The organism is Nevskia ramosa DSM 11499 (genome assembly GCF_000420645.1).
Taxonomy (GTDB): Bacteria; Pseudomonadota; Gammaproteobacteria; order Nevskiales; family Nevskiaceae; genus Nevskia; species Nevskia ramosa.
Genome location: NZ_ATVI01000007.1, coordinates 1 through 23764, shown reverse-complemented (window position 1 = coordinate 23764; position 23764 = coordinate 1). Strand labels below are relative to the sequence as shown.

The window sequence follows — 23764 nt, the reverse complement described above, 5'->3', positions numbered from 1 at the left end:
GTGACGCGCTGCGCGAAGGCGAGCAGGGCGAGGGACGAGGTGCCCGCCAGGAAGGCGCGACGCGTCGTCGTGGGCGGCGGAGCTTGATCGGTCATGCAGGCAAGGTGTGATGAGCGTCGGCGCGATCAAGCGCGCCGATGCGAGTGAGGATGGCGAAGCTGGCGATGCCGACGTAGCAGATCGCCGGCACCAGGAGCGAGGCGGGCAGGCCGAAGTGATCCGCTGCGAGCCCGGTGATCACCGGCACTACGGCGCCGCCGACGATGGCCAGGCAGAGCAATGCTGAGCCTTGCGGCGTCTCGTCGCCAAGCTTCTCGATGCCGAGCGAGAAGATGCCCGGGAACATGATCGAATTGAACAGACCGATGGCGATGATCGTCACTGCTGCCACAGTGCCGGTGGACAGGCTGGAAACCACCGCGAGCGTGGCCGCACCGAGAGCACAGAACGTCAGCAGGCTTGCGGCTTCGATCTTGCGCAGCAGTACAGAGCCGATGAAGCGGCCGATCATCGCGCCGGCCCAGTAAAGGGACACCAGCTTGCCGGCACGCGCGGCGGTTTCGCCGAGCGTGCCGGGGAGCATCAGGTAATTGGTCAGGATGCTGCCGATCGATACCTCGGCACCCACGTAAAGAAAGATCGACAGCGTGGCCAGCGCCAGGCGCGAATGACGCAGCGGTGCCAGAATCGCCCGGCCGCTGACCTGATGCGGCACGTCTGGCAAACCGGGCTTCCGGCGCAGCAGCCAGAAGCTGATTGCCAGAATGCCGAGTGCGGTGGCTATGGTCAGGAACGGCACCATCACCACCGATGCTTCCTGTCGGCGCAGCGCGCTGAGGGCCTCGGTCGAAAGCGTGGCCGGATCGCCGGGCAGATCGACACCAGCCGACAGGATGAACGCCGCACCGACCCAAGGTCCGACCGTCGTGCCCAGCGAGTTGAACGCCTGTGCCAGGGTCAGCCGCATATGCGAACTCTGCAAACTGCCGAGGTTGGCGATCAGCGGATTGGCCGCCACCTGAAGCAAGGTGATGCCGCTCGCCAGCACGAACAGCGCAAGCAGAAACATCGGATACAAGCCGACATTCGCCGCCGGCGCGAACAACAGACAGCCCGCGGCCATCACCGCCAGACCGACGACGATCGAACGCAGATAGCCGATACGCGCCAACAACAGACCCGCCGGAATCGACATCACCAGATACGCCAGAAAGAACGCGAACTGCGACAGCATCGCCTCGGCATAACTGAGCGAAAACAAGCCCTTGAGCTTGGGAATCAAAGTGTCGACCATCACCGTGCAGAAGCCCCACACGAAGAACAGCCCAACGATCATCGCGGTCACGCCGATTTCGGGTTTCACGCCGCTGCGGGTCTCAGCAGCGTGGGATGGCACGTCCATGGATTCGTCCTGGTAACGAGTTCGCCGATTACGGCGTGATGTCCGGCGTCGATTGCGACGGCCGGGCATTTTTCATCATTGAAGCGGCGAAGTCTTCTTGGGCAACACCTTGGTGTCGACGGTTCCGTAAACGATACCAATAATAAGTGCACAATAAATATTATGTAAAGTCCGAGGGCGGTTAAAAGCGGCGCTAACCTCGCGCCGCTGTTCGGGAAACTCGCCGAGCCAAAAAGCAAACCAAGTGTCAGCACGGCACCGATGCTCAATGCGCGTGACGCAACGCCGTTTGCGCCTCTCGCCAAGGCTGCCACCCGTTCCCATAGCGCGCGAGCCTCGGTTGTCTTGGCGCGCTCGCAATGAATCGAGGCAATAACGATTGCAGGGTCTTCGCCTGCAAGAATTGCAGCTTGGACGGCCGAATCGTCATCCATCTGAGTGCGTCCAGTTCGATAGCTCGAAATCCGGGACGTTGACGTGCTTAGAGCCTTCGCAATCGCGTAATCGGACTTGAGTCCGTGACGTTTTGCGATGCGATCAAGTAGTTCGTTCGATGCATTCATAGCTGACCCCTAGCCGAGTCAAAAAAGCAAAAGTTGTCGCGGTGCAGCGTAAGCCCATATCGGACTGTTGGGTAGCGTCGTGATGTTGCTTAGCGTCGGTCCGTTGGCTACGGTCCGCCTCGCTGCCCTAGCCGGTCGCGCCCGCCCCCTTACCGGGGCGGGACTTTCCGGGCTACCGCAGCGACCGGCTAACTACTTGAGGGCTCCCGAATGTCTGCAACCCTGCGTGCAACGTCGTCGCGGGCGGCTGAATCGCCGCTGAACCGCGCACCATCCAATCCGCAACCTGCCTGCTCCGCTGATCTCGCCTCGGTGTCTTTCGAGGCGGTTGCGGAACGCTCCACCCGCGATCGTGTGTCGCTGATTCGCATCGTCGAGCGCCGCTTTGCCGGCGAAACCATTTGCACCATTGAAGGCCCGGAAACCCGCGTCGTTACTGACAACGGGCTGACTGCCGGTGACCTTGCCGGCCTGATCGTGGGCGCGCCGAAACTGGTCAACGCGCTGCGCGAAGCGGCGGCGAATATCGGCCAGCCGATGCACCCGGCCGATGCGCTGCGTTTGCGCTCGGAATGGTCTGTTTTGTTGGGGACGCTGTCGGCGGTGACTCTGTGAACGGCGTCACGGAAGCGCGCAGCGATTCGGCCGATCTGGCGGCGCTGATTTGCCAATACGAGATTGCAGCCGAGGCAGGCACGCGGGCTCGGGCTGAATCAGCGCTCGCGGAAAGGAATGCTGCCGGCTGCTTGGACCGGCTGTTGCGGCAGATGCCGCCGCGCTCTTGCGTGCTGGTTTCCGTGGGCGGGAAACGCTCCGCGCTGCTCAATGACGGCGGGCGTGGGGCGGTCTGGATGCTGGTCGAGGTGCCGGCGTGATCGTCGCCCGCGCGGTCCATCGTTCGCACGCCGGCCCGATGGTCGACAAGGTTTCGGCCTCGTGGTCTGCCCGTTCGGCACGCCGCGCGACCGTTCGCCGCGTGGTGCTGCATCTGGTCGTCGCGGCGGTGGTCGCGGCCGGTGCGGTGCAGTGCGATTCCATCGGTGATGAGCATGGCGCGCCGGTTCCGGCGGGTGTTCGGTCGTGACCCCCGCCCCGTCGCTCTCGCGTCCGCAGCTAATGCTGTTGAAGCTGCTGCGGCGGGATGAATGGAAGCTGGTCTATCGGCGTCGCATGCGAACGCTGGCGGTCGTGGTTCGGCTCGGCTTCGCTGAGCTTTGGCCCGACAACAACAGCTATGCCCGGATCACGGGGCGCGGCCTGCATGCGGTGATCGCACACGACAAAGGCCAGGCGAAAGCCAGGGCGGCGGCGTGAGTGCTGCCGCTGCCGTCTCTGTCCGGTCGCAAGTTCGGCCGGTCCTGAACGAACGCGCGGCCCGCGCTCGGCACGATGCCGACGCCTCGGATGGTCCGGCGGCGGCTGTCGTCGGGTCGGCTGAATGGTTCGCCCATTCGGCGGCGCTTGCTTACTCCGCGTCCTGCGCCGTGTGCGTCTATCACTGGCGCGGCGAATGCCGGGCGCGCTCGCCGCTGCCAACGCGGCAGGCCGGCGCGGTGGTCGCGGTCTGGCCTGCCGTTTCGGCTGGCGAGTGGTGCGGGGAGTTTCGCGACAAGTGATCGCGCCGATTGCTCCCCCGCTCCCCGTGGCCGTGCTGTTCGCCCGCCGTGACTCGTTCTACAAGGCCCTACCCGGCTGCGACGTGTACGACGAAGATCGCAACGCGCTGACATGGTCGGGCGGCTCGCCGCTGATCGCGCATCCACCCTGCAGGGCTTGGGGCGGGCTGAGCCATTTCGCGAAGCCGGTGCCGGGCGAAAAAGAGCTGGCCTTGTGGGCGGTCGACCAAATCAGGCTTTGGGGGGGGGCACTGGAGCATCCGGTCGCCTCGCGCCTCTGGCCGGCGAAAGAGCTGCCAGCGCCGGGCCAGGTTGACCGCTTCGGCGGGTGGACGTTGGCCGTCGATCAGGATTGGTGGGGCCATCGGGCGCAGAAGCGGACGAAGCTCTACATCGTCGGCGTTGACCCTCGGGACGTGCCGCTGATGCCGTTCAAGATCGTGGAACCGTCGCACGTCGTCAGCCCGTCGAGCCGCATCCGTGTCGGCCATCCGAGCTATCGGCCGCAGCTTCGCAAGTCCGAACGCGAGCACACGCCGCCCGATTTCGCCCGCTGGCTGGTCGATCTCGTTCGCCGCTGCCGCCAGCCGATGCGCGAGGCCGCATGACGCTTTCCGCTGGCCTGCCTGCTGGCCTCCCCCTTGGTCCTCCCGCTGGCCTGCTGGCCGGTGCCGGGCTGGCAGCGGGGCTGGAATGGACTGCCAATCCCATCGATCTTGACGCGGCAATGATGGGGTTTCAGGCCGATATCGTTCGCAAGATCGCGGGCGATCGGGTGCCGTGGCGGCTGGCGAAAGCCTTTGCGGAGTCTGAAGCGCTGGCCGAAACGGCCGTGCTCGAAAGGCAGGCGGCGGCAACGGCGGAACGCTGGCAATCAGCGCTTGAGGCGATGCGCGAATGCAGCGGCGCACGGGTGCGGAAGGCTTCGGCCGAATCAGAAGCTGCGATCCAGCTGACGCGCGATGCGCTGGCCGTGCAGACCACCGACAAGGCGCTGAAGCTGTGGGCCGCAGCGCGCTGCGCGGAAGCGCGGGTGATGGTCGAGGGCTTGCCGGCCGGCGGGCTGTGCGCATGGGCTCGGCTCGCTGCGCACTGCGCGGCTTGGGACGTGGATGCTGCGCAACCGAAACGGCCGCGGTCTTTGCCCGGCTGCGCCTTGCGGATGGTCACCCTGAAATGGTGGCGCAAGGTATCTCGCCAGCGGTGGGCGCGGCTGCGGGAATATGAGGCGATCCAGTCCGGCCAGGTGCATGCACGCGCCGGCCTGTACGTCTCCCGCGAGATGATGGAATGGGCGCGGCGGCGGCGATCCGACAACCGCGACATGCTTGCCGAAATGATGGCGATCAGCGATGCCGGCGATTCGCTGTCGTTGCTTGAAGCGATTGACGCCAGCGTGTCTAACCCGGCGATCCGCTGCACCGAAATGATGACGCGGAATGCCGGGCTTGAATTCGTCGCGGAGTGTCGCGGCGATGACGCGATCTTTGTTACTTGGACGCTGGCGAGCCGGTATCACTCGCACATCTGGCGGGACCGGTTCGTGACTGAAAATCCGCGCTATCGCGGTACCTCGCCTCGTGAGGGTCAGCGGCGGCTTGCAGAGCTGTGGGATGGGTTCGTACGCGAGGCGCGCCGACGGAAAATCAGGTGGTACGGCTCGCGATTCGTGCAACCGCACCATGACGGTTGCCCGCATTGGCACATGCTCATGTATGTCGCGCCGGATCGTCGCGAAGAACTGGAAAGCCTGCTGAAGCAATGGGCCTTGACTGACGATCCCGACGAAAACGGGGCGGCCGTGCGGCGGTGCGTGGTCGAGCTGATCGACCGCGAAAAAGGATCAGCCGTCAGCTATGTGGCCCGGTACATCGCCAGGGCGATCGATGGCCGATCGCTCGATGCGTTGACTGATGCCGACGACGACGGCCATCGCGAAGAAACGGCCGGTGCTGATGCTGTCGAGCGCGTGACGGCATGGGCCTACGTGTGGGGCATGCGACTGTTTCAGTTCGTCGGCGCGCCGCCCGTCACGGTATGGCGCGAGCTGCGCCGTGTTCGCGAGCCTGACCCCAAGGCGGACGGCGGCGCTTGGGTTATGGAACGGCTGCGCGAGGCTGCGGACGCTGGCGACTTCGGCGAGTTCATCGAACTGATGGGAGGCGTCTGCGCGCCTCGCAAGCTGCAGACCGCGCACACGCTGCGCGAGCCGGACGGCCGCTTGAACTGCTACGGCGAAGTGCCGGCCAACAAGGTGCGCGGCGTCCAGCTCTCGCTTGAATTCTCGGCGGATACCGACCCTGCCGTTGTGGACGCGGTGGCCGTGGCTGTCGCGGCGGTGCCGTCTCGCCGATCGCGGCGGCGTGCTGCGCTCCGCGCTCGGCGCGAAGCCTTGGGCCGTCCTGAAGTCGTCGCAAGGCTTGCGGTGCGCTCTGCATTGCGTACACGCGTCAAGCGCTGGCTGATCGTGCGGCGCAGCGATATCGCGTTGTCCGCTGTTGCCGTTGCTGTTCCTTGGACCCGTGTCAATAACTGTCCGGCCAAACAACCGGCCGGGCCTCCCGATCCGTCGCGGATCGCCGCTTAACCCCCTCTTTCATCCATGCCGACCGCCACGCGAACCAACCCGACCACGCCGCCGCTTGTTGTCCCCGTCATCACTCGCGCGAAGTCGCTGCGCGGTGTGAAGCCGATTGCGCAGCCGTATCCGCCGTGGGCGCAGCAACCTGCGCCGCGCGTCGATGCGGTTGCGGCCCCTGATCCCGATGAAGGCGACGACGTTGCCGTTGCCGATCTGCAAGCCCCGTTGCCTCCTGATCCTGCTGTCTCTCGCCCCAAGGTGAAACCGATGACCAAACCCGAACCCCTCCCCCCGACCGCTGCCGGCGAGTTGCCGGCGTCGGATGCTGTTGCCAGTCCGACGCCGGCCGGGGCTGATGATCTTGAATCGCTGCTCGATACCCTCGCCGGGCCTCGGCTGAAGCTCGGCCTTCGCGTACATCGCACGCGACCGGACGGCTCGCGCGGCGAAATGCTGTTCACAGTGCCGGCGTCTGAGCACCCGGACGCGCTGCGCGAGCGCATCGCGAAATACGGCCCCGGCGAATATGAGCTGGCACCCGTCGCGGATGGCAAATACAGCGGCCAGGCGCGCCGCATGGTGGTCGAAGCGCCGGCCAGCTCGGCCGCCGCAGCGCTGCCGGTTCCGGTTGCAGCGCCGGCGCCGGCCGGCTTCGATGTCGCCGGGCTACTCGCCGGCCTCGCCGGCCTGCAGCGCGAAAGCCAGGCGGCCCAGGCGGCGCAGTTCGAGCGGATGCAGTCGGCCGCGAAGGACTCGCAGATTGAAACGCTCAAGCTGTTTCTGTCGCATCGGCCGGCCGAAGGCGGCGGCTCATCCGGGCTTGATCCGATGATGAAAATGATGATGCCGATGCTGCTCGCGAAGTTTGGCGAAGATCCTTTCGCCCGCGTGCTGCAGATGCTGGAAATCAACAAGGCCGTTCGCGAGGACTCCGCGCCACCCGATCGAACCGGCGAGATATTCGCGAACCTTGCCGGCACGCTGCCGGCGCTGTTGGCTGGCGCGCAGCAAGCCGCGCCGGCCGCCCTGCCGCGCCGCGTGGTGTCGGTGACGCCGGCAGGCCAGCCAGCGGCGACGGCTGCAGCGGGCGCGGCACCCGAAGCGTTGCCAGCGGCGGGCCTGCAGGCGATCGTCGTCGACGCGCTGCCGATGCTGAAGCGCATGGCCGTAAAGCAGGCCGACGCCGCAACCGTCCTCGGTGGCCTCGGTGCGATGCTGACGGATACCGAAGTGTCGGCCGTGCTGCCGATGCTGAGCCAGGCCGGCGCGGTCGATTTTCTGTTGACCATCGCGCCATCGCTGGCACCGCATCGGGAATGGCTCGATGCCTTGCTGACTGAGGTCCGCGCGATGATCGCGGCAGAAGCTGCGCCGGAAGCTGCGAGCGCCCCCGCTGGCGTCGAGCATGCCGCCGCTTGAGGCCGTGCCGTCCGAGTCAACCGGCGAGCGCATTCGCCGGTTGCGGCGTGCGCGTCGAATGAAGCAGACCGCGTTCGCAACCAACATCGGCTGCAGCCAGGCGGAGCTGTCGCGAATCGAATCAGGCGATCGGCCGTTGACTGTTTCGGCCCTCGGAAAGATCGCCGCTGTGCTCGGCGTCACGCCGGCTGCGCTGCTGTCGTAGAGCATGCTGAAGTCGAAAAGCCCGCCTCGCGCGGGCTTTTTTATGCGTCTCCGTCATATCCATTCAGGAGGCGTTCCGGGCGACGGTACAACGTCGCCCATGTTAGTCACCACTATCAACGGCCTCGGCAAAGTCTCCCGCGCAACCGTGCGCGGCGGCGCTGCCGGTATCTCTGCCCTGCTGGTCACCATGCGCAATACCGTGCGCGGTGCGGCCACGAATCCGGCAATCCTCGGGCTTGCCCGGTCCATCGTGGCCAGCGTGCTCGGCAAGGACTACACGGCCGAAGCTGCGGCGGTGCAGGCATGGGTTCGCGCCAATATTCGCTACACGCTCGATCCGCGCGGCTCTGAGCTGCTGATGTCGCCGGTCTGGCTCATTAAGCCGGGCAACCGCCAGGACGATTGCGACGGGCACGCGCAGCTTGTCGCCGCGCTGCTGACGGCCATCGGGCACCGCGTTCGCCTGATGGCGATCGGCACGCAACCCGGCGTGTTCTCTCACGTCTACGCGGAAACGTTTATCCAAGGCGCATGGGTTCCGGTCGAAACGACGGAACCATGGCCACTAGGCAAAGGTCCGGCCGGCATTGCGATCCGCATGTCTGCTGAGATTGCGAGTAACGATGCGCCGCAGCTCGGCAGCATCTTCAAGAAGATCGGCAAGGCGGTTAAGGGCGTCGTCAAGACGGCCGTCAAGGTCGCGCCGCTGGCGGCTGCAGTAACCGTTCCCGGTGCCGCTGCAGCGCTCGCCACGGTGTCCGCCGCAACGGCCAGCCGTAAGCAGGCCCAGGCGACGCTGACCACCGCGCAAGCCGATCAGACCCGCGCGCAGACGGAATCCGTCGTTGCGACGCAACCGCTCTATGCCGGCGGTCAACCCTCGTTTTTCGAGGCGAACAAGGTGCCGCTGATGATCGGCGGCGGCGTGCTGGCGCTCGTGCTGGTGCTCAAGCGGTGATCGTCACGGTGAAAGCCGGCGACACCCTGAGCCGCATTGCGGCGCAGTACGGCGTGTCTGTCGCGGCCATCGCCAGCGCCAACAAGATCGGCAACGTCAATCAGATTCGCGTCGGCCAGGTGCTGACGATTCCGGGCGCAACGATCCCCGGCAATGCCGCTGCGCTGCAGAACACGGCCGGCCCGGTCGTGGTCGGCGTGCTGCCGGTTGCGGCGCCGATCCCCGGCACGCCGGGATGGCTGCAGAACATCCTGAACAGCGTGCCGGCCATCGCCCAGGCGAACGAAGCGAGTAAGACGGCCAACGCGCTGAACCGCGCCAATCTCGATCGCGCCCGCGCCGGCCTGCCCGCCGCTGAATCCCTGACCGCTGCGGCAGCTGCCGTGACGCAGCAACAGCGCCCTGAAGTGCCCCGCTGGCTGCTGATCGGCGGCGCTGCCGCGATCGGCCTTGTGATGCTGTTTTCGTCGAAACCCTCCCCCCAACGCAGTACCCGCAAAAGCTGAGGAACCACTATGGCTACCGCCATCCAGAAGTTGATGAACAACCCGAAGGCACAGGCGGCCATCAAGTCGCGCGCCTCGGCTCTCGCCACCCGCAAGACGAAAGAGGCCGTCGCCGAAGCAAAGGCCAAGTTCAAGAAGATCGCCCCGGCGATCAAGCGTGACGTGATCGACTCGCATCTGATGCCGGCCGCGATCGGTGCCGGTGGTGCCATCGCCGCCGACATGCTGATGAAGCGCCTGCCCGCCAAGCTGACCGGCGGCGCGCGTGGTGATGTCATCTACATCGCCGCCGGCATCGGTGCCGGCGTGCTCGGCCGCAAGGTCATCAAGAGCCCGCATCTGATCAGCGCGACGCTCGGCATCGCGACGATTGGCCTCTACAAGCTCGCAAGCCGCGTCGTGAATCGTGCCGGCGTCGGTGCGCTGTCCGGCCTGCTGAGCGAAACGCATGACATGGACCTCGCCGGTTATCCCGGCATGCAGCCGGTATCCATGCAGCTTTCGGACGGCTCGATGATGGCCGGCCTGCAGGACGGCAATGGCGCGTTGTACGGCGTCGGCGGCGAACCGATGGCGCTCGCCTCGGATGGCCTCGCCGGCACGTTCTCGCAAGCCCCGTACGTGCCTGCCTCGCAGATCGGCTGACCCCAAAACCAACCCGCATCACTCCACTAATCGGGGCGGCTCTGCCGCGCCAATCGACACGAAAAAGAGGATTCAATCATGGCAATCAACAAGCGTTACCCGCACGTCTATGACGCCGAATATGCAGTGATGAACGGCGTTCGCGAAGTCAACCTGTTCCGCCGTTCGGCGGCAACCTCCGTCAATTACACGGACGTCAGCGGCTCGGTGTCGCGCCAGAAGGGTTTCGAAGACACCAATCTGACCGAGGACGGCCGCGTCAACGAAACCGGCATCGTGCTGCAGACGATTGGCATTCGGATCGTTCCCACGTCGATTCCGGCCAATCTGCTGCAGCCGGGTCAGACCCCGCTTGATGAGCTGGACAACTACGACACCCGGCTGTTCTACGAACGCGGCTATGCCGAACTCGTGCTGAACGACAACCAGGTCGTGTTTACCGCGCGCATCCGCGATCTCGTGCCGGCCAGCAACATCGTCGCGAGCGGCGCGCTGATCGGTCTCGATCCCATCGGTGCGAACGCCGTCCGCACGCAGTACAGCGAAAGCGGCTCGGTGACCATCAACAACGTCGGCCGTGCCTATCCGGCCAACGGCATCCGCATTCCGCGCGGCGTGCGTTTCGCGCTGAACCTGCGCTGGGACCGTCCGCTGTCGATCCTCTCGATGCCGCAGGTCGCGCGTATCGAGGCCGAACTGTGGGGCGTCAGCGATGGCGACGGCCTGACCGATGCGGAGCGCGCCAGCATGCCGGGCGGTCTGGTCGTGCCGTCGCCTGCCCTGTCGATCGCAACCGGCCTGCCAGCCGTTCGCTGATCGCGGCTGTAACCCGCGAGGGCGTGCGCTGCGCGCCCTCGCTGTTGCAAACCATCCATTCGGGGAAAAGCCATGTCGGCATCCAGGCACTACATCAATTCGTTTGCCGTCACGCTGCCCGGCGCCATTGGCGCCGCCGCAATCGCAACGCCTGTCGAGCTGCCGCGTGACGGCTTCGATGTGGAGTTCACGCGGATCAGCATCGCCCAGGTGCAAGACGGCGAAGTTGTGCCGGCGAACTGCACCATCCAGATCTTCGAACAGGGCGGCACCAATAGCGCCTTGTTCGTCCAGCCGCAGCACGCGCGCAACATTGCCGGCGACGGCTCGCTGCCGTGGGAGCTGGCGGAAAAATTCCGTGTCAGCGGCAACGTGCGCCTATCGCTGTCGGTGGTGCAGCTCGGCAACGTCGAGTCCGACGTCTACGTGACGCTGCACGGTCGCCGCGTCCAGGCGAGCGCGCAGTAATGAGCCAGCCGCGCCCGTCGCCGGAATACGCCGAAACGATCGGCGACGCCTTCCGGGAAACCGGGCGCGGCGTTGCGCTGTTCAAGCGCAATCCGAATCGGCGCGCGCTGCTGATCGTGAATACCAGCTCAAGCGGCCAGCTCTATCTGAGCTTTGGCGGCCCGGCCACGCCGCTGCATCTGCGGCTGGGTCCGGGGGCGTCGTTCTCCGAAACGCAAAGCGCGCCGGCCAATGAAGTTTGGGTCATGGCGCTGCAGCCGTGTCCGTTCTACGCATTCGAGGGCTGATCTGTGCCCGTCAACAATTCTGAATTTCCAAACCCGGCGCTGGCCTATCCGTATCAGGAAGGTCCCGCTGGTCCTGAAGGTCCGAAGGGCGACAAGGGCGACACGGGCAACGCTGGAGCCGCTGGCGCTGTTGGTCCGGCCGGTGCGGTTGGCCCTGCCGGTCCTACTGGCGCGAAGGGCGACACGGGCAATGCGGGTGCCGCTGGCGCTGTTGGTCCGGCCGGTGCGGTTGGTCCTGCCGGCCCTACTGGCGCGAAGGGCGACACGGGCAATGCGGGAGCCGCTGGCGCTGTTGGTCCAGCCGGTGCGGTTGGTCCTGCCGGTCCTACTGGCGCGAAGGGCGACACGGGCAATGCGGGTGCCGCTGGCGCTGTTGGTCCGGCCGGTGCGGTTGGTCCTGCCGGTCCTACTGGCGCGAAGGGCGACACGGGCAATGCGGGTTCCGCTGGCGCTGTTGGTCCGGCCGGTGCGGTTGGTCCTGCTGGTCCTACTGGCGCGAAGGGCGACACGGGCAACGCGGGTGCCGCTGGCGCTGCCGGTCCAGGCGTGCCGGCCGGCGGCGCTGCGGGGCAAGTGCTGGCGAAGCAATCAAACGTTGATTACGCCGGTCTGTGGGTCACGCCGACCCGCGCAACGGTCGGCCTGAATTCAACGGACGATCTGCCGGAAGACGGGGACCCGAGCAATTTGTGGTTTACGCCGGAACGCGCTCGCGCCGCTGTCGAGGCGAGCAATGCCGCCATGGGCGTGATGCTGCTCGCCGATCTTCCTGCGGCTGCGGCGGAAAATGCTGATCGCGTTTTCGTGGTGCGAAAGAGCGCGGGCGACGCGCGGCGCATCATGCTGATCTGCGACGGCGCGAAGTATCAGTATCTCAACAGCGCTTCGATCATTGACGCTTCGGCCAATGAATCGGCCGATATGGTTTTGGCGGCGGCCGCTGCGGACTTCAGTACCGGCGTGATCGTGGTCCCCGGCAAGCTGATTCAAGGTCGGACCGAACTCGATCTGGATTTTGACGTGCTGTTCCAGTCGGCCAGCGCGTCGAACGCGGTGTCGGTGACTGCGGACGGGCTGGACGTGTTTGTCCCTCCCGGCACTGCCAGCACGCGCCGCTATGCCGGCGTCTGTCGCCTGTTCTTCAACGCTGCCGGCACTGCCTACCGGCAGGGCGCGCATCTGTCCGGGTTCGGTTACGGAACGGCGTCGGGCGGCGGCTATCTGACTGAGTTCGCCCATACGCCGGGCGCTGATCTGACGTTGCGCATCCGGGCGCTCGGTGTCGTCGGTGAGGCCGCCCGGCTCTGGCGCTGGCGTCTGCGGGCGACGGGCTGATGTCTCGCCTGATCCGTGTCTATCGGCCTTCGCAGGGTGCCCAGCTGGTCAGCCGCATCCGCTGGTCAAACTACGGCTCTTTCACGATCCCGCCGTCTGCGGTTGCGCCGCCGGCAGTGGGTACGCCGATCACGCTGCAATACGGCCAGCTGCAGAATCTCGCGCGGCCGCCGGCCGTCGCCGATCCGTACCTTGCCTTCGGCTCGGCAACACTGACTGTCTCGCCGAACTCCGGCGCTGCAATCGCGCAAGGTGAATCGCTGCTGTGGTGTCCGGTGGATGCCAATGGCGGATCGCCGAACGATCCGACGCCGCACCCGCGAAGCGAAGGGCGCGAACAGCGAATCATCGGCGGTGCAAGCGGCGATTGGGACATTACGACCGGCACGCACTGGCAATCTGGCGTGCTGCGCGTAACGAGGTTCTGCAGCCCGCTGAACGGCACCGGCCAATCCCGCACGGTCTGGAACCAGGTGCACGGCAAAGTTCCATCAACGGGCCTGCCGATTATCTCGGTGATCCGCAAGGCCACGCCGGGTAGCTCAACGGTCGAGCTGTACAACATCGTTCGCACCACGCCGGCCAGCGGTGCGCCAGTGCAGCAAAGCGCGTCGATCTCGATTCCGGTCGGCGCTTCATACGCCTATGACTGCCGCATCGTGAATGGCCTGCTGACGCTGCGCGTAGCGCATCCAGTGCCAGCGGTGCCGGTGGGCGACGTGTTCCCGTTCGGTGCCGATCCGGGCAACGTCCAGGTCCTGCATAGCTATCAGTTCGATGGCACGTGGGCGGGCGGAACCAATTACTTCAAAGCCGGCAATTACATTCAGGACGATACGACCACGCACACGGGCGGTATCGAGGTGATCTATCAGCGGCTGGAATGGGGTCACTCGTGATCCATGAACATTCGCCCCGCCCCCGTCCTCGCGATCGTCACCCTGCTGACGCTGGCGTTGTATTCCAGGCGCGCGAGCGCATCGTTTCTGCCGTCGTCGTTCCTGCCGGCGCTGCCGTTCATGCCTAACTCACTCGCCAGCTACATCGAGCGGCACGAAGGGCGGGTCGCGTATGTCTATCGCGATTCGGCCGGCATCGAGACTTTCGGGGTGGGCCACAAGCTGACGGCGGCGGACGGCTACCTGCGCCAGTACACGAAAGCCAACCCCGCGCCGGCCTCGGTGATCGACGGGCTGTTCGCTCGCGATGTCGCGGCGGCTGTCTCGGCGGTCGATGGCCTCGGCGTCAAGCTGACGGCCAATCAGCGCACCGCGTTCGTAAGCCTCGCCTTCAACATCGGCGCCGGTGCCTTTCGTTCGTCGACGGCCGCGCGGCTCGCGAAGGCTGGCGACATGCGCGGCGCGGCCGATGCTATCGCCCTGTTCAACAAGGCCACGGTGAACGGCAAGCTGACCGTCGTCGCCGGCCTCGCATCGCGGCGCGCGGATGAACGCGCGCTGTTCCTCGCCTGATCGTTATGACCGGCTCCGTCGACAAGGCTCTAGGCGTCGCCACGCTGGCACTGATCGGCGTCGGCAGCTTCATGGTCTATCGCGCGATCACGACGGCCGGCGCGCAGGGTGCAGGCGCAGCTGCAGGGCGTGGCGCTGTGGATCTAGGAAAGGGCGTGGTCGTCGGCATCGGAGATAGCGTCGGCCTGCCGCGTCCAGCGGCGGACAAGTGCGCCGATGCGATTCGCCGCGGCAGTCGCTGGGATGCGTCCCTGCACTGCGACGCGCCGACGTTCATCCGCTCGCTGTGGGGCGGCGTCTCGATCCCGGTTGCGCCTGGCCGAACCGAGTACGTGACGCGCAGCGGCTTAAGCGGCCTCTCTCAACCTGCCGGCGCGCATCGCTGCGCCTGCCATTCGCAAACCATCGGGTGACCCCATGAAAGGCAACAACACGGCACTTTACGTCAAGCTCGGTGTCGGCATCGCTGCCGCCGCGCTGCTGTACGTCAAGCGCGACGAAATATCGGCGGCCGTCAGCAATGCATTCGCCAGCATCAAGGGGTCTGCCAGCTCGCCAGCGTTCACGCCGGCCGCAACGTATGCCCCGGCGTCGATCGCTGCGCCTGCCGCCGCGTTAACGGCTCCGGCCACGCCGGAAGCCACGGCCGCGCTGATCGCCGATGCGCTCGCGCTGTCGAAAAAGCGCGCCGCTGAAGAACGCGCCAAGTCTGGCCGCCCGGTGCCCGTCGCCATCGCCCCGAAGGGCGCTGCAACGGCCGCAAAGCCGCTGTCGGCCGCGAAGGTGCAGAAGGTGGTCAACAAGATCAACGCAAATCCTGCGCTTGCCCGCGCTGCAGCTCGCGCCATCGCGCCGGCTTCGGGTTCTCGCTTCAACCGTAACGTCCGCTCTGCCTGATCGAAATGAACGCCTTCAAGAAACGCGTATTCCAGCCGTCCACGTGGGCCGGCCTTGCCGCCATCTTCGCCGCACTGGCCCCGCTGTTCGGTATCGCGCCGGACGTGGTGCACGGCGCTACTGCGGCGCTCGGTGGCGTGGCCGTGGTGATGAACGAGCACGCCGGCTGACATGATTGTGCCGGCCAATGTGGTTTCGATTGATCGTGTCGCGTCGATCCTCGGCGCGATGCTGCTGGTCATCGTTTCGTGGCTGTCTGCCCGGACGCTCGATCGTATCGACGCGCTATCGGATCAGGTGCAGGCGATGTCGGTATCGCTGCTGCAGGTCCCGGAGTTGGCGGCCACGGTGCGCGAGCATGACCATCGATTGGCCGTGCTCGAAGCGCGCGGCCTCATCGTCTCGCCGCTGGCCGATCGACAATGAACCCACTTGCCGTCATCACGGCAACGCCGCGCCGTGCCCAGGTCGCAGAGTCGGTCGGTATCAATCTCGCGGCCTCGGCCGCGTTCTATCTGGTCACAACCGACCGCATGCACTGGAAGGCCGCGACGGCCGCCGGTTTGATTGGTGTTTGGCTCTGGCGAAACGTAGCGGCGGCACGAGCATAGATATTCAATCGCAGATGATCGTTGCGGGTTTTGCGAGGAAAATCGGTGCGCTGAGCCAATCGGGCTGGTCAGGTCTTATCACCACGGGATACTTTTTTTCCGCATCGAATGATGAAACGATGTACGAGAATCGCGTTTGATGAACGCGGTTTGTATATGGCGATTTGTAACTGAGGCAACCATATACAACTGGTGAGATATACCAACCAAGGGCTTTAAAATTTTCGTCAATTGCGGTATCTGACAGAAATACATGGCATGAATGTATCGATTCTTCATCGGGAAAGATTGTCTGCGCGTGAACGTCGTTTTGCCCAGTCTTAGAGCGTTCTTTATCGCAATACCGCGTCATTAGTTCGTGGGCAACTGGGGTAGACTGCGAGCACAACGAAAGCTCGACACGGAAGGCTACGTTTATAGCGGGTGAGCGTCCGTGATTCTTTGCTTTGCACGTTACGTTAAAAAATATGCCGTCAGTACCAGCCTGCGTCTTTTCTCGCTTGGGCTCTCCCAACGAACACGAGACGGAAATCCATGGCCGCACTTGTGCTTCATTTGTATCCCTAGCGACCTGCACTGCGCTCTGCGCCGCTACTGTTGCATCGCGGGTCAAGCGTAACGAACGAATCAACTGCCAAAGGCCTACGGCGCTTAGCCCCGTTCCGATAAATACGATGAGGACCGACCACATTGCCCAGCCGGCCATAGCCTCTTGAGCTGCAAGATCGCGTTTGTCGTGATCATCATTTTTTTGCGCCTCTCTTTCTGCTTGCTGAATCGCAATGCTTGCCTGCTGGGCTTGGGCGATCTTCTCCAGCTGAGCGGCAATTGCACTGTTTTCTGACGCTGCGGTGGCTTGGGGTTGCTGCGTCGCTGGCGGTGCCGGAGCGTTCTTTTGGGCTTGGCTGTTAGGGATCGCCAAAACAACGAACAGGAGAATTAAAGCTTTCATTGGCGCTGACTGTTCTCGGCGTGGATGGAAATTCGCCAAAGTAAATCACACACATAGCCTGATAAGGAAACCGTATAGCTGCCGGCTTGATCGGCGTGCAGATCTGACGTGCCGGTGCAGCCGCACAACCTGGGTCGAAGATATGAAGGCCTACTTGGGCGTGTAATGGGGGTCTATCCGTAAGGGTTCCAGACTTGCCGCGCATCTTTCTCTGAGTATTGGGTCTAATTTGTTCGCGCGTTGGCGAGCGGCGTCGGCGGAAATCTCACCTCTGGAGAATAAATCCCAAAGTCCTTGTATTTCAGGGGCTGCATCATCGAGTCGCATAAATGCAGTATTGCCCGTCGTAATGCCTGTCCAGACATAGCCGGCTGCCGTCCCCACCACCTCTAACGCTTTGTCGAGCCAGGCAGAAGATTGAACGGTGGAATCAAGTCCGCCGGACCAATGCAAATAGTTAGACACTGTCCCGCTGTCGCGGATCAGCCTGCGGTTGTCCCATTTAGTAACGGGAAATCCGACTGGGGACATAGCCCGTGTAAATTCTACCAATAGTTCATACTTGGGAATTAGCGATTCGAGTAGATGGCTGAGTTGCGTGGCCTTGCCCTTGCATTTTTTATATTGAGCGGCGTCCAGCCTCGTTCCCGCGCCGACGATCAGCTGTTCAAACAGTAGTTGTTCAATGCCAATTCTTGTCTCGAGCGCGGCATATTCCATGGCACTGATATTCCTGCTCTCCTTCGCGTATTCGATCCAAGACATAGCCCTGAAGATTCGGGCGGACGAGTCAAAGAACTGATGATCGGTGACTATCGCTGCAGGGCTGCGATTCTTGAACGAGGGAATGTTCATTGCTGGCGGGAAATTCATGTTCGTGTGAAGGTCGATGCTTGGCAAGCAAAACCCCATATTGGACGGTAACGGACAATCCCGTTAGCGCGCGGCTGTATCGGCCGCCGTTGGCTCCCCCGCCCTCGCCGCACGCCTCGTCGCGTGAAGCTTCAGCATCCGTTTCGATCGCGCCCGGCTGATCGCCTCCAAACGTTCGGCCTCCTTCGCCGCCCGCTCCTGCCGCCAGTATTCAAGGGCGTCGGCGGCTTCTTGCCGGCTGGCTAGCTCTGCAGGCGACAGCGCCTTTTTCCAGTCCTTACCGTATAGGTCGGCGCGCCACGCTTCGGGCAGCTGAGATAGTCCGTATTGCAGGCCACGCCAGAACGAGCGCGACCACGGCGGCGCAGCTCGCTCGATCGAGCGCGCGAGGCGTACGGCAGTCGCTGGAACCTGCCCTGTTACCCGGTATCGAATAACCGTTCGTCGGCTGATTCCGAACACGCGTTGAGCGCTGTCAACGGTCATGGAAAACGACGACATGAAGCCTTTGAAATCGAAATCCTGCACATCCCCTCCCTTTCTTATTTTTTTTGGAGGGTGATGCTATACGGACAGTCCTGAAACGACCGGGGCTCTAAATATTATGTTAAATAATATATTGGCGTTCGCCTTCCTGGTGTCGTGCACCGGCCCTTATTAATTAAATGCTTCGGCCCTTAATAATTTTCAACACGTAAGAAATCTGGGAGGCGAGCTACTGACCCTGATCCGGAAGCTACCTCGATACTGGCAATGAAAAGGACCTGCAGCCACTGCCCGCAGCCTTCTACCGCTGACCCCAGGAGCATCTCCACACATGGAAACTACCCGACACGACCCCCCCTCCCTACCCTCGATAAGGGCAGATTGTCGCGAAGGTTCTCACAACCGCAATTATGCTTGTCGGCGTAGTGCGCCCACATCATTGGGTTATCTCACCCAGCGCCGAAGCAGATCATGCCAGTGCGCTTGTTGTGGTAGCTCTCCAGCATTCGGAAGGTATCGCGGCGCTTGGGGTCGCGGCTATCGACGAGCTTTAGTTCAAACGGATCATCACGGCGCCAGCTTCTCAAGCCTTGCGGCGCGAATCGCCATCACGGCGATCACTACGGCGATGATCGCGGTCAGCGTGACCGCTGGAAAGTCGCGCGCGATTGCCGAAGAGGAACAGATTCCGACCGCGACTTCCCAGAAATGAAACAGAGAATGACCGGACAGCCAGAGCGCGCAAAGTGACCACATCGAGGCTCGTAGCGCAGGTCGCGTAGCGCCGATGAGAAAGGCCGTCCCGATAAGCAGAAAGATAAGCCCGATGTCGCGGATGAAGTGTTGATTGAAGGGCCCCGAAGTGGTCACGCCGGGCACCGCGAAATACCAGCTTCCAGGGTCTGCCAACATAAAAAGGCCGTTGGCCGCAGCTGCGGCGCCGAGAACTGCGGCGGTGCCGCACGCCAACTTCATGCTGCCGGAGAGCCTCGTCTCGGGGCGATTGTCAGATACGTAGGTGCTCATGTGTTTTCACTCGTGTGAGCTGCTTTGCTTGGCGTGAATTGATGCGCGTTAGGGCCGCCGAACGCATTCGCTGCCATTCATCACGCCTCCACTTACGCCGCCACCGCGTCCTTTTCGTCGACGGGATCCGGTCGGCGGGAGTGACCTCGGCACGCTTGGAATGGATCCCAGTCGGCGCCATGGGCCGGAAGCGCGTTGCGATCCACAATGACCTTGCCCTTGTGGAACTCCGCGAACAAGTCGCGCCCCAGTATTTCCGATGCAGCGCCGACGCCCCCGCGCAGGGTGAATGCAATGCTGTAGAGGAAAGCTGTCGATGCACCGGCCAGGAACAAGCCGTCGATCTCGGTGCGAACGGACGGACGACGGAACGGGCCAAGCTGGTCGGCCGTGTTTTCCGGGCCGTACGGCATTCGCGACAACGTGAATCGCTCATGCGTGAGCGGCGACGCCGACTCCTGCCACGCGACGTGCCCGCGCAGCTCAGGCAGTGCGCGAAGGATGCGATCCAGCATCACCTGCTCGATCTCCGCTTTGCGTTCGCGATAGACCGGCGACCACTTGTAGCCAGTTCCTGCCATTGGGTCTCCGCCACCCCAAAACTCGTACTCGCCGGGCACGGCGCAGAAAGCCTCGATCGAGCTGTAACCCGGCGGACCGTAGTGACGTACGCCGCCTGTCTTGAGGGTTGGCGAACTGATGGCTAGCCACCCTTTCGGATCCCATTGTCCCTTGTCGAGCAGATCAAACGTCGTCTGCATGTCGTAACGATCATGCAGAATGAAGTTGGTCGCCGGGCGCGTACGCGACAGGTCGATATCGGCACCCAGATACATCGAGTAGATGGAATGCGGACGGCGGAGGCGCGCAATGCGGTCAAGCGTCCGACGGCTCAGATGACGCGGTTCGATGAGATCCTGGAAGGTGCGATGTATGTCGGCATTGCTGACGACCACATCGGCGCGAATACGCTCGCCGTCGGTCAGCGTCACGCCCTGCACGCGGCCGCCCTCGACGTCAATTGAACGGACCCGCGCCTTGGTTCGCACCACGCCGCCGTGCGAGCGAATAACCTCCACCAGGTTGGCAGGGAGTACCTGTCCGCCCATAGTCGGAAAGAACGCGCCCTCTTTGAAGAAGCAGCGGAGGAGCATCGCGACTAGCAACGCCGGCGTTCTGGAGGGCGCCGTGTTGTGAAGGTGGACCAACGAAAGTAGGGCCGCTCTTGCGTGGAACGACAACTTGTAGCGATCGAACAGCCGGCCGATCGGAAGTTCGAGCCCGCGCGCGATCTTGAACACTTCGACGGGACGCTTGAGCAACGGGAGAAGCACGCCAAGGGAGTGCGGGACATCGTTGATGCGATCGAAACCTTCCCCTATGCATTGGAGCTCGGCAACGGCCTTGGCCAGCCCGTCGGCATCCTTGGGAAAACACTGGCACAGGTTCGCGGTGAGCCCCGCCCAGCTCGTTGGCACCCTGAACTGGTGCTCCGGGAACTGGACGGTATCCATGCCGCTGTCGTCCAACCGCGACCAGGCGATCCGATCCTCAATACCCAGGCCGCGGAAAACGGTGGCGATCATGCCGTCGCCTCCCGGGACGCACCCGCCGACATAGTGCACGCCGCAATCGAATTCCCAGATACCTTTCCGACGGAACGTCTGCGCGCATCCCCCCACGATCTCGTGCGCCTCGAGCACCATCACAGACTTGCCGCTGGCCGCCAGACAGGCTGCAGTGGACAGGCCGCCCAGACCCGAACCCACGACAATGGCGTCAAGTCTGCGCGCCTTCGAGGCGGAGGCAATGTCGGACACGTGCTCCGGACGAGCGGCTTCCAGCAAAGCGGGGATGGTCGTGAATTTTTCGCGTGGTCGTCCCGCCGCTCGACCTGCACGCTTCTCGCGTCGGTCGATAGTTTCCCAGTCGGCGAACGAAATAATGCGCGCCTTCTTCCCCACCAAGTGACGCGCAAGGTCCTCTCGACTCGGAAGTTGCGAGCGCCCGATGACGCCCCGATCCGCGTCCGCGAGCAGCGTACGTACCGTGTTGCGCGCGCACAGCCGGTTGGTCCCGATAATGCCGCTGGGCCCTCGCTTGGCCCATCCCGCAACGTACAGCCCGACAGCCGCGGTTCCATCCGTCTGCACGACTCGCCCTTCGGAGTTGGGCGTGATGCGGCGGAGCGCGTCAAATGGCAGACCCTGTACCGGTATTCCCGCATACCCGACAGCGCGAAGTACCAAGCCGGCGTCGATCTCGAAGTCCGCGGACGTGGCATGCGCATGCATCTGACCCTGCACATCCGCCACCAGTCGATTCTTCGTGAACCGTAGGCTCTCCACGCGTCCCGTGCCCAATACCTCGACGGGAGAGGCGAGGAAGCGCAACAGGATTCGACGATTGCCGGGGCTCGGCGCGATCGCCGCCATTTCATGAAGCCGCTCCAGCTTTCGACGCGAGACGATGTCGGCGCTGCCCCCCTCGCCTTCGAGTTTCGGTAACTCCTTGGCGTCCACCACGATGTCGACTCCCTCGATCTCGGCCAATTCCTCGAGTTCGGGGAGATTGAACGCGGCCTCCAGCGGTCCACGCCGTCCCACGATGACGACTTCGCGCACCTTGCTTGTTCTCAACTTTTCGAGGGCGTGCGTCGCGATATCGGTCTTCGCCAGATGGGCCGGATCGCGAGTGAGAAGTCTCGCGACGTCCAAGGCAACGTTGCCGTTTCCGATGACGACGACGCGCTCGTGCGAGAGGTCGAACTTCAGGGCACTGGAGTCGGGAGAGCCGTTGTACCAGGACACGAATTCACGGGCCGAAGCGACGTTCGCCAGGTCTTCACCGGGGATCCCCATGCGGCGGTCACCCTGCGCGCCGTGCGCGAAGATCACGCCGTCGTACCAGCTCAACAGCTCCTTCACCGACAGATCGCGGCCCACTTCGAGGTTCCCGAAGAATCGGAACTCCTCCCGGGATGCCACCCGCTCGAACACATCGACGATCTGCTTTTTTTCGGGATGATCCGGGGCCACGCCACCGCGCACGAGGCCCCATGGAGTGGGCAACCGTTCAATGACGTCCACCTCCACGCGACGATGGGTCAAATGCACCATTCGCCCGTCGAGCCAAGTCCCCGCAGGTGTTCCCAGAAGATGCGCCGCCGCGTACATGCCAGCCGGGCCGGAGCCAATGATGGCGATCCTCATTGCGCGTGTGTCAGTCATTGCGTCGCTCCGAAAAGTAGGCTGCGTTGAGTGCGATGGCACCTTTCCAACGCGGCGGAATGCGGTCCGCCGCAAAGATGGCGCCGACAGGGCAGGCTTCGACGCAGGCCTCGCAGTCGATGCACTTGGCTGGATCGATGTAGAGCTGTTCGGCGGCGCGAAACTCCCGATCGTCTGGATGCGGGCCGATGGCATTCACGGGACAAGCTTCCACACAGGAATAGTCTGCGATGCACAGGGATGTAATCACGAAAGGCATGACGCGAATCTCCTCCTCTTGGCGGCGGGCCTACGAACGGGCGCGCCTCTCTTTTGTATAACGTCGTTATGGAATGTATAACCGTGTTATGAAACCTGTCAAGACACCACTCGCCCGAGGGCGACTTCTGGAGATCGCGGCCCACATCTTCGCGACCGAAGGGGCCGGAGCCCTGACGGTTCGGAGGCTGGCCCAGGACCTCGGCACGTCGACGATGTCGCTGTACACCCATTTTTCCGGGAAGGACCAGCTGATTGAAGCGACGGCAGACGAATTTGTGGTGCGGTTCGCCGATGCGCTGCGTTCAGTACCGCTGACCGACGATCCCCTCTTCGATTTCGTGTGTATGTCGCACCGATATCGTTCCGTCTCGCTCGAGCATCGAGACCTCTATCGCGTCGCGCTGGTAAGCGGACGACTTTCCATCGCGCAGGACACGCCGCGTGGAATGAAGGGGATGTTCGACTACTGCGTCGGTTCGGTGGCTCGCTGTCGCGACGCTGGCGTGCTCAAGGTGCTGGATGCCCGCCAAGGCCTGACGATCTTCTGGACCGCCGTCCACGGCCAAGTCACGCTCGAGATGGAGCGGGTTTTTCCTTCACCCCGAAGTGGACTTCGCGCATGGGAAAAATGCCTGGCGGCCCTGCTCGTAGGACAAGGCGCGCAGCGAGTCCAGGTCGACGCGGTCATGGCGCGTGCGCGCCGCACGGCGACATCCGCCCACGCTGCGGCGGAACTCGTTACGTCGCTCACTGCCGATGCCAAGCGCGCGGACCCACGCCGCAAGCTCTCCAAAGGCACAACGGCCCCGAAGGGCGGACATCGCTGAGATCGTTCGGTATCCGTACTGAAAGCAAGAGGCGCAGGCCAGCTTCCAGGGAGGTAGCCGCGGTGAAATGTCTTGGCGAGCACTGTTTCGAACACGTCGGGAATCATCGACGGCCGTCAGGCCAAATGAATGTCGCTTTCACACTTTTCGACCGCAGGCGATAGGCCGCTTCATGACTGTCGCGAACGTCGGCTTTTACGCCGTGATTCGCGAAGGACAAGTGGCGGCTGCGGGCTGAGGCTGTGTGAAAACGCGTCGGAATAGATTATGTCGGTGAGCTGGCGCGATCGAAAGTTCGAGATTGTCCTGTCCTTTCGTCAATTTGG

31 protein-coding genes are annotated in these 23764 nt (G+C 63.7%); 23 read left to right on the top strand and 8 right to left on the bottom strand.

Translation table 11 applies throughout. The features are described 5' to 3' along the window. Window positions 1–91: 91 nt before the first annotated feature. Window positions 92–1402, bottom strand: a complete 1311-nt coding sequence (locus tag G513_RS22660) for a sugar MFS transporter (RefSeq protein ID WP_022976993.1) — start codon at window positions 1400–1402, stop codon at window positions 92–94. Then, entirely contained in the window at window positions 1360–1965 is a 606-nt protein-coding gene (locus tag G513_RS25800) for a hypothetical protein (protein ID WP_156891605.1), read from the bottom strand. The genes G513_RS22660 and G513_RS25800 overlap by 43 nt, the downstream gene beginning before the upstream one ends. A 312-nt stretch (window positions 1966–2277) precedes the next feature. Here G513_RS25800 and G513_RS0111485 point away from each other — a divergent pair, with 312 nt between their 5' ends. From G513_RS0111485 to G513_RS0111380, 22 genes are all read left to right on the top strand, one after another. Further along, complete coding sequence (locus tag G513_RS0111485; protein ID WP_156891602.1) at window positions 2278–2580, top strand: hypothetical protein; 303 nt, start codon at window positions 2278–2280, stop codon at window positions 2578–2580. Further along, window positions 2577–2840 carry a hypothetical protein gene (locus tag G513_RS0111480; protein ID WP_022976991.1) on the top strand — a complete coding sequence of 88 codons (264 nt, stop codon included), beginning with the start codon at window positions 2577–2579 and terminating at the stop codon, window positions 2838–2840. The genes G513_RS0111485 and G513_RS0111480 overlap by 4 nt, the downstream gene beginning before the upstream one ends. Beyond that, window positions 2837–3049, top strand: coding sequence for a hypothetical protein (locus G513_RS0111475; RefSeq protein ID WP_022976990.1), 213 nt, complete (start codon window positions 2837–2839; stop codon window positions 3047–3049). The genes G513_RS0111480 and G513_RS0111475 overlap by 4 nt, the downstream gene beginning before the upstream one ends. Before the next feature lie 32 nt (window positions 3050–3081). Next, on the top strand, window positions 3082–3279 hold the full coding sequence (locus G513_RS0111470) for a hypothetical protein (protein WP_022976989.1): 198 nt from the start codon (window positions 3082–3084) through the stop codon (window positions 3277–3279). Between the two features lie 328 nt (window positions 3280–3607). After that, window positions 3608–4189, top strand: coding sequence for a hypothetical protein (locus G513_RS0111465; protein WP_051144419.1), 582 nt, complete (start codon window positions 3608–3610; stop codon window positions 4187–4189). Then, window positions 4186–6168, top strand: coding sequence for a replication endonuclease (locus G513_RS24930; RefSeq protein ID WP_084711491.1), 1983 nt, complete (start codon window positions 4186–4188; stop codon window positions 6166–6168). Before G513_RS0111465 ends, G513_RS24930 begins: the two co-directional genes overlap by 4 nt. A gap of 15 nt (window positions 6169–6183) precedes the next feature. Next, the gene (locus G513_RS0111455; protein ID WP_022976986.1) at window positions 6184–7581 is read left to right on the top strand and encodes a hypothetical protein; all 1398 of its coding nucleotides are present in this window, start codon (window positions 6184–6186) and stop codon (window positions 7579–7581) included. Next, window positions 7568–7786: a helix-turn-helix domain-containing protein gene (locus tag G513_RS25495; protein WP_022976985.1), complete on the top strand. Its 219-nt coding sequence runs from the start codon at window positions 7568–7570 to the stop codon at window positions 7784–7786. Before G513_RS0111455 ends, G513_RS25495 begins: the two co-directional genes overlap by 14 nt. A gap of 99 nt (window positions 7787–7885) precedes the next feature. Further along, on the top strand, window positions 7886–8746 hold the full coding sequence (locus G513_RS26115; protein ID WP_022976984.1) for a transglutaminase-like domain-containing protein: 861 nt from the start codon (window positions 7886–7888) through the stop codon (window positions 8744–8746). Further along, window positions 8743–9252 (top strand): LysM peptidoglycan-binding domain-containing protein, encoded by a 510-nt coding sequence (locus tag G513_RS24925; protein WP_022976983.1) that lies wholly within the window; start codon window positions 8743–8745, stop codon window positions 9250–9252. Before G513_RS26115 ends, G513_RS24925 begins: the two co-directional genes overlap by 4 nt. A gap of 9 nt (window positions 9253–9261) precedes the next feature. Beyond that, entirely contained in the window at window positions 9262–9897 is a 636-nt protein-coding gene (locus G513_RS0111435; RefSeq protein ID WP_022976982.1) for a hypothetical protein, read from the top strand. A 78-nt stretch (window positions 9898–9975) separates the two neighbouring features. Next, window positions 9976–10713 (top strand): hypothetical protein, encoded by a 738-nt coding sequence (locus G513_RS0111430; protein WP_022976981.1) that lies wholly within the window; start codon window positions 9976–9978, stop codon window positions 10711–10713. A 72-nt stretch (window positions 10714–10785) separates the two neighbouring features. Continuing rightward, window positions 10786–11181, top strand: coding sequence for a hypothetical protein (locus tag G513_RS0111425; protein WP_022976980.1), 396 nt, complete (start codon window positions 10786–10788; stop codon window positions 11179–11181). After that, window positions 11181–11468 (top strand): hypothetical protein, encoded by a 288-nt coding sequence (locus G513_RS0111420; protein WP_022976979.1) that lies wholly within the window; start codon window positions 11181–11183, stop codon window positions 11466–11468. Before G513_RS0111425 ends, G513_RS0111420 begins: the two co-directional genes overlap by 1 nt. A gap of 573 nt (window positions 11469–12041) precedes the next feature. Further along, a complete protein-coding gene (locus G513_RS26295) occupies window positions 12042–12803 on the top strand; it encodes a hypothetical protein (RefSeq protein ID WP_245563108.1) in 762 nt (253 codons plus the stop codon). Window positions 12804–12919: 116 nt separating this feature from the next. After that, window positions 12920–13702 carry a polysaccharide lyase family 7 protein gene (locus G513_RS0111410; RefSeq protein ID WP_169560620.1) on the top strand — a complete coding sequence of 261 codons (783 nt, stop codon included), beginning with the start codon at window positions 12920–12922 and terminating at the stop codon, window positions 13700–13702. Between the two features lie 3 nt (window positions 13703–13705). Beyond that, window positions 13706–14275 (top strand): lysozyme, encoded by a 570-nt coding sequence (locus tag G513_RS0111405; RefSeq protein WP_022976976.1) that lies wholly within the window; start codon window positions 13706–13708, stop codon window positions 14273–14275. Between the two features lie 5 nt (window positions 14276–14280). Continuing rightward, window positions 14281–14688 carry a hypothetical protein gene (locus G513_RS0111400; protein ID WP_022976975.1) on the top strand — a complete coding sequence of 136 codons (408 nt, stop codon included), beginning with the start codon at window positions 14281–14283 and terminating at the stop codon, window positions 14686–14688. Window positions 14689–14692: 4 nt separating this feature from the next. After that, window positions 14693–15172, top strand: coding sequence for a hypothetical protein (locus G513_RS0111395; protein WP_022976974.1), 480 nt, complete (start codon window positions 14693–14695; stop codon window positions 15170–15172). A 5-nt stretch (window positions 15173–15177) separates the two neighbouring features. Then, complete coding sequence (locus G513_RS25795) at window positions 15178–15342, top strand: hypothetical protein (RefSeq protein WP_022976973.1); 165 nt, start codon at window positions 15178–15180, stop codon at window positions 15340–15342. Between the two features lie 58 nt (window positions 15343–15400). Further along, window positions 15401–15598 carry a hypothetical protein gene (locus tag G513_RS0111385; RefSeq protein ID WP_156891599.1) on the top strand — a complete coding sequence of 66 codons (198 nt, stop codon included), beginning with the start codon at window positions 15401–15403 and terminating at the stop codon, window positions 15596–15598. Continuing rightward, window positions 15595–15783, top strand: coding sequence for a hypothetical protein (locus G513_RS0111380; protein ID WP_022976971.1), 189 nt, complete (start codon window positions 15595–15597; stop codon window positions 15781–15783). Before G513_RS0111385 ends, G513_RS0111380 begins: the two co-directional genes overlap by 4 nt. Window positions 15784–15787: 4 nt before the next feature. Here G513_RS0111380 and G513_RS25790 read toward each other — a convergent pair whose 3' ends face one another. The 6 genes from G513_RS25790 to G513_RS0111350 all read right to left on the bottom strand — a co-directional run bounded on the left by G513_RS25790 (window position 15788) and on the right by G513_RS0111350 (window position 22609). Next, a complete protein-coding gene (locus tag G513_RS25790) occupies window positions 15788–16735 on the bottom strand; it encodes a hypothetical protein (protein ID WP_156891596.1) in 948 nt (315 codons plus the stop codon). Window positions 16736–16885: 150 nt separating this feature from the next. Beyond that, window positions 16886–17608 (bottom strand): hypothetical protein, encoded by a 723-nt coding sequence (locus tag G513_RS0111370; protein ID WP_156891593.1) that lies wholly within the window; start codon window positions 17606–17608, stop codon window positions 16886–16888. Between the two features lie 63 nt (window positions 17609–17671). Further along, a complete protein-coding gene (locus G513_RS0111365; RefSeq protein WP_022976968.1) occupies window positions 17672–18136 on the bottom strand; it encodes a hypothetical protein in 465 nt (154 codons plus the stop codon). Between the two features lie 525 nt (window positions 18137–18661). Then, entirely contained in the window at window positions 18662–19120 is a 459-nt protein-coding gene (locus G513_RS0111360; RefSeq protein WP_022976967.1) for a hypothetical protein, read from the bottom strand. A 92-nt stretch (window positions 19121–19212) separates the two neighbouring features. Further along, complete coding sequence (locus G513_RS0111355; RefSeq protein WP_211219659.1) at window positions 19213–22332, bottom strand: FAD-dependent oxidoreductase; 3120 nt, start codon at window positions 22330–22332, stop codon at window positions 19213–19215. 10 nt (window positions 22333–22342) lie between these two features. Further along, window positions 22343–22609, bottom strand: coding sequence for a 4Fe-4S dicluster domain-containing protein (locus G513_RS0111350; RefSeq protein WP_022976965.1), 267 nt, complete (start codon window positions 22607–22609; stop codon window positions 22343–22345). Window positions 22610–22697: 88 nt separating this feature from the next. Here G513_RS0111350 and G513_RS24915 point away from each other — a divergent pair, with 88 nt between their 5' ends. After that, window positions 22698–23438 (top strand): TetR/AcrR family transcriptional regulator, encoded by a 741-nt coding sequence (locus tag G513_RS24915; RefSeq protein ID WP_169560618.1) that lies wholly within the window; start codon window positions 22698–22700, stop codon window positions 23436–23438. The last annotated feature ends 326 nt before the right edge of the window (window positions 23439–23764 follow it).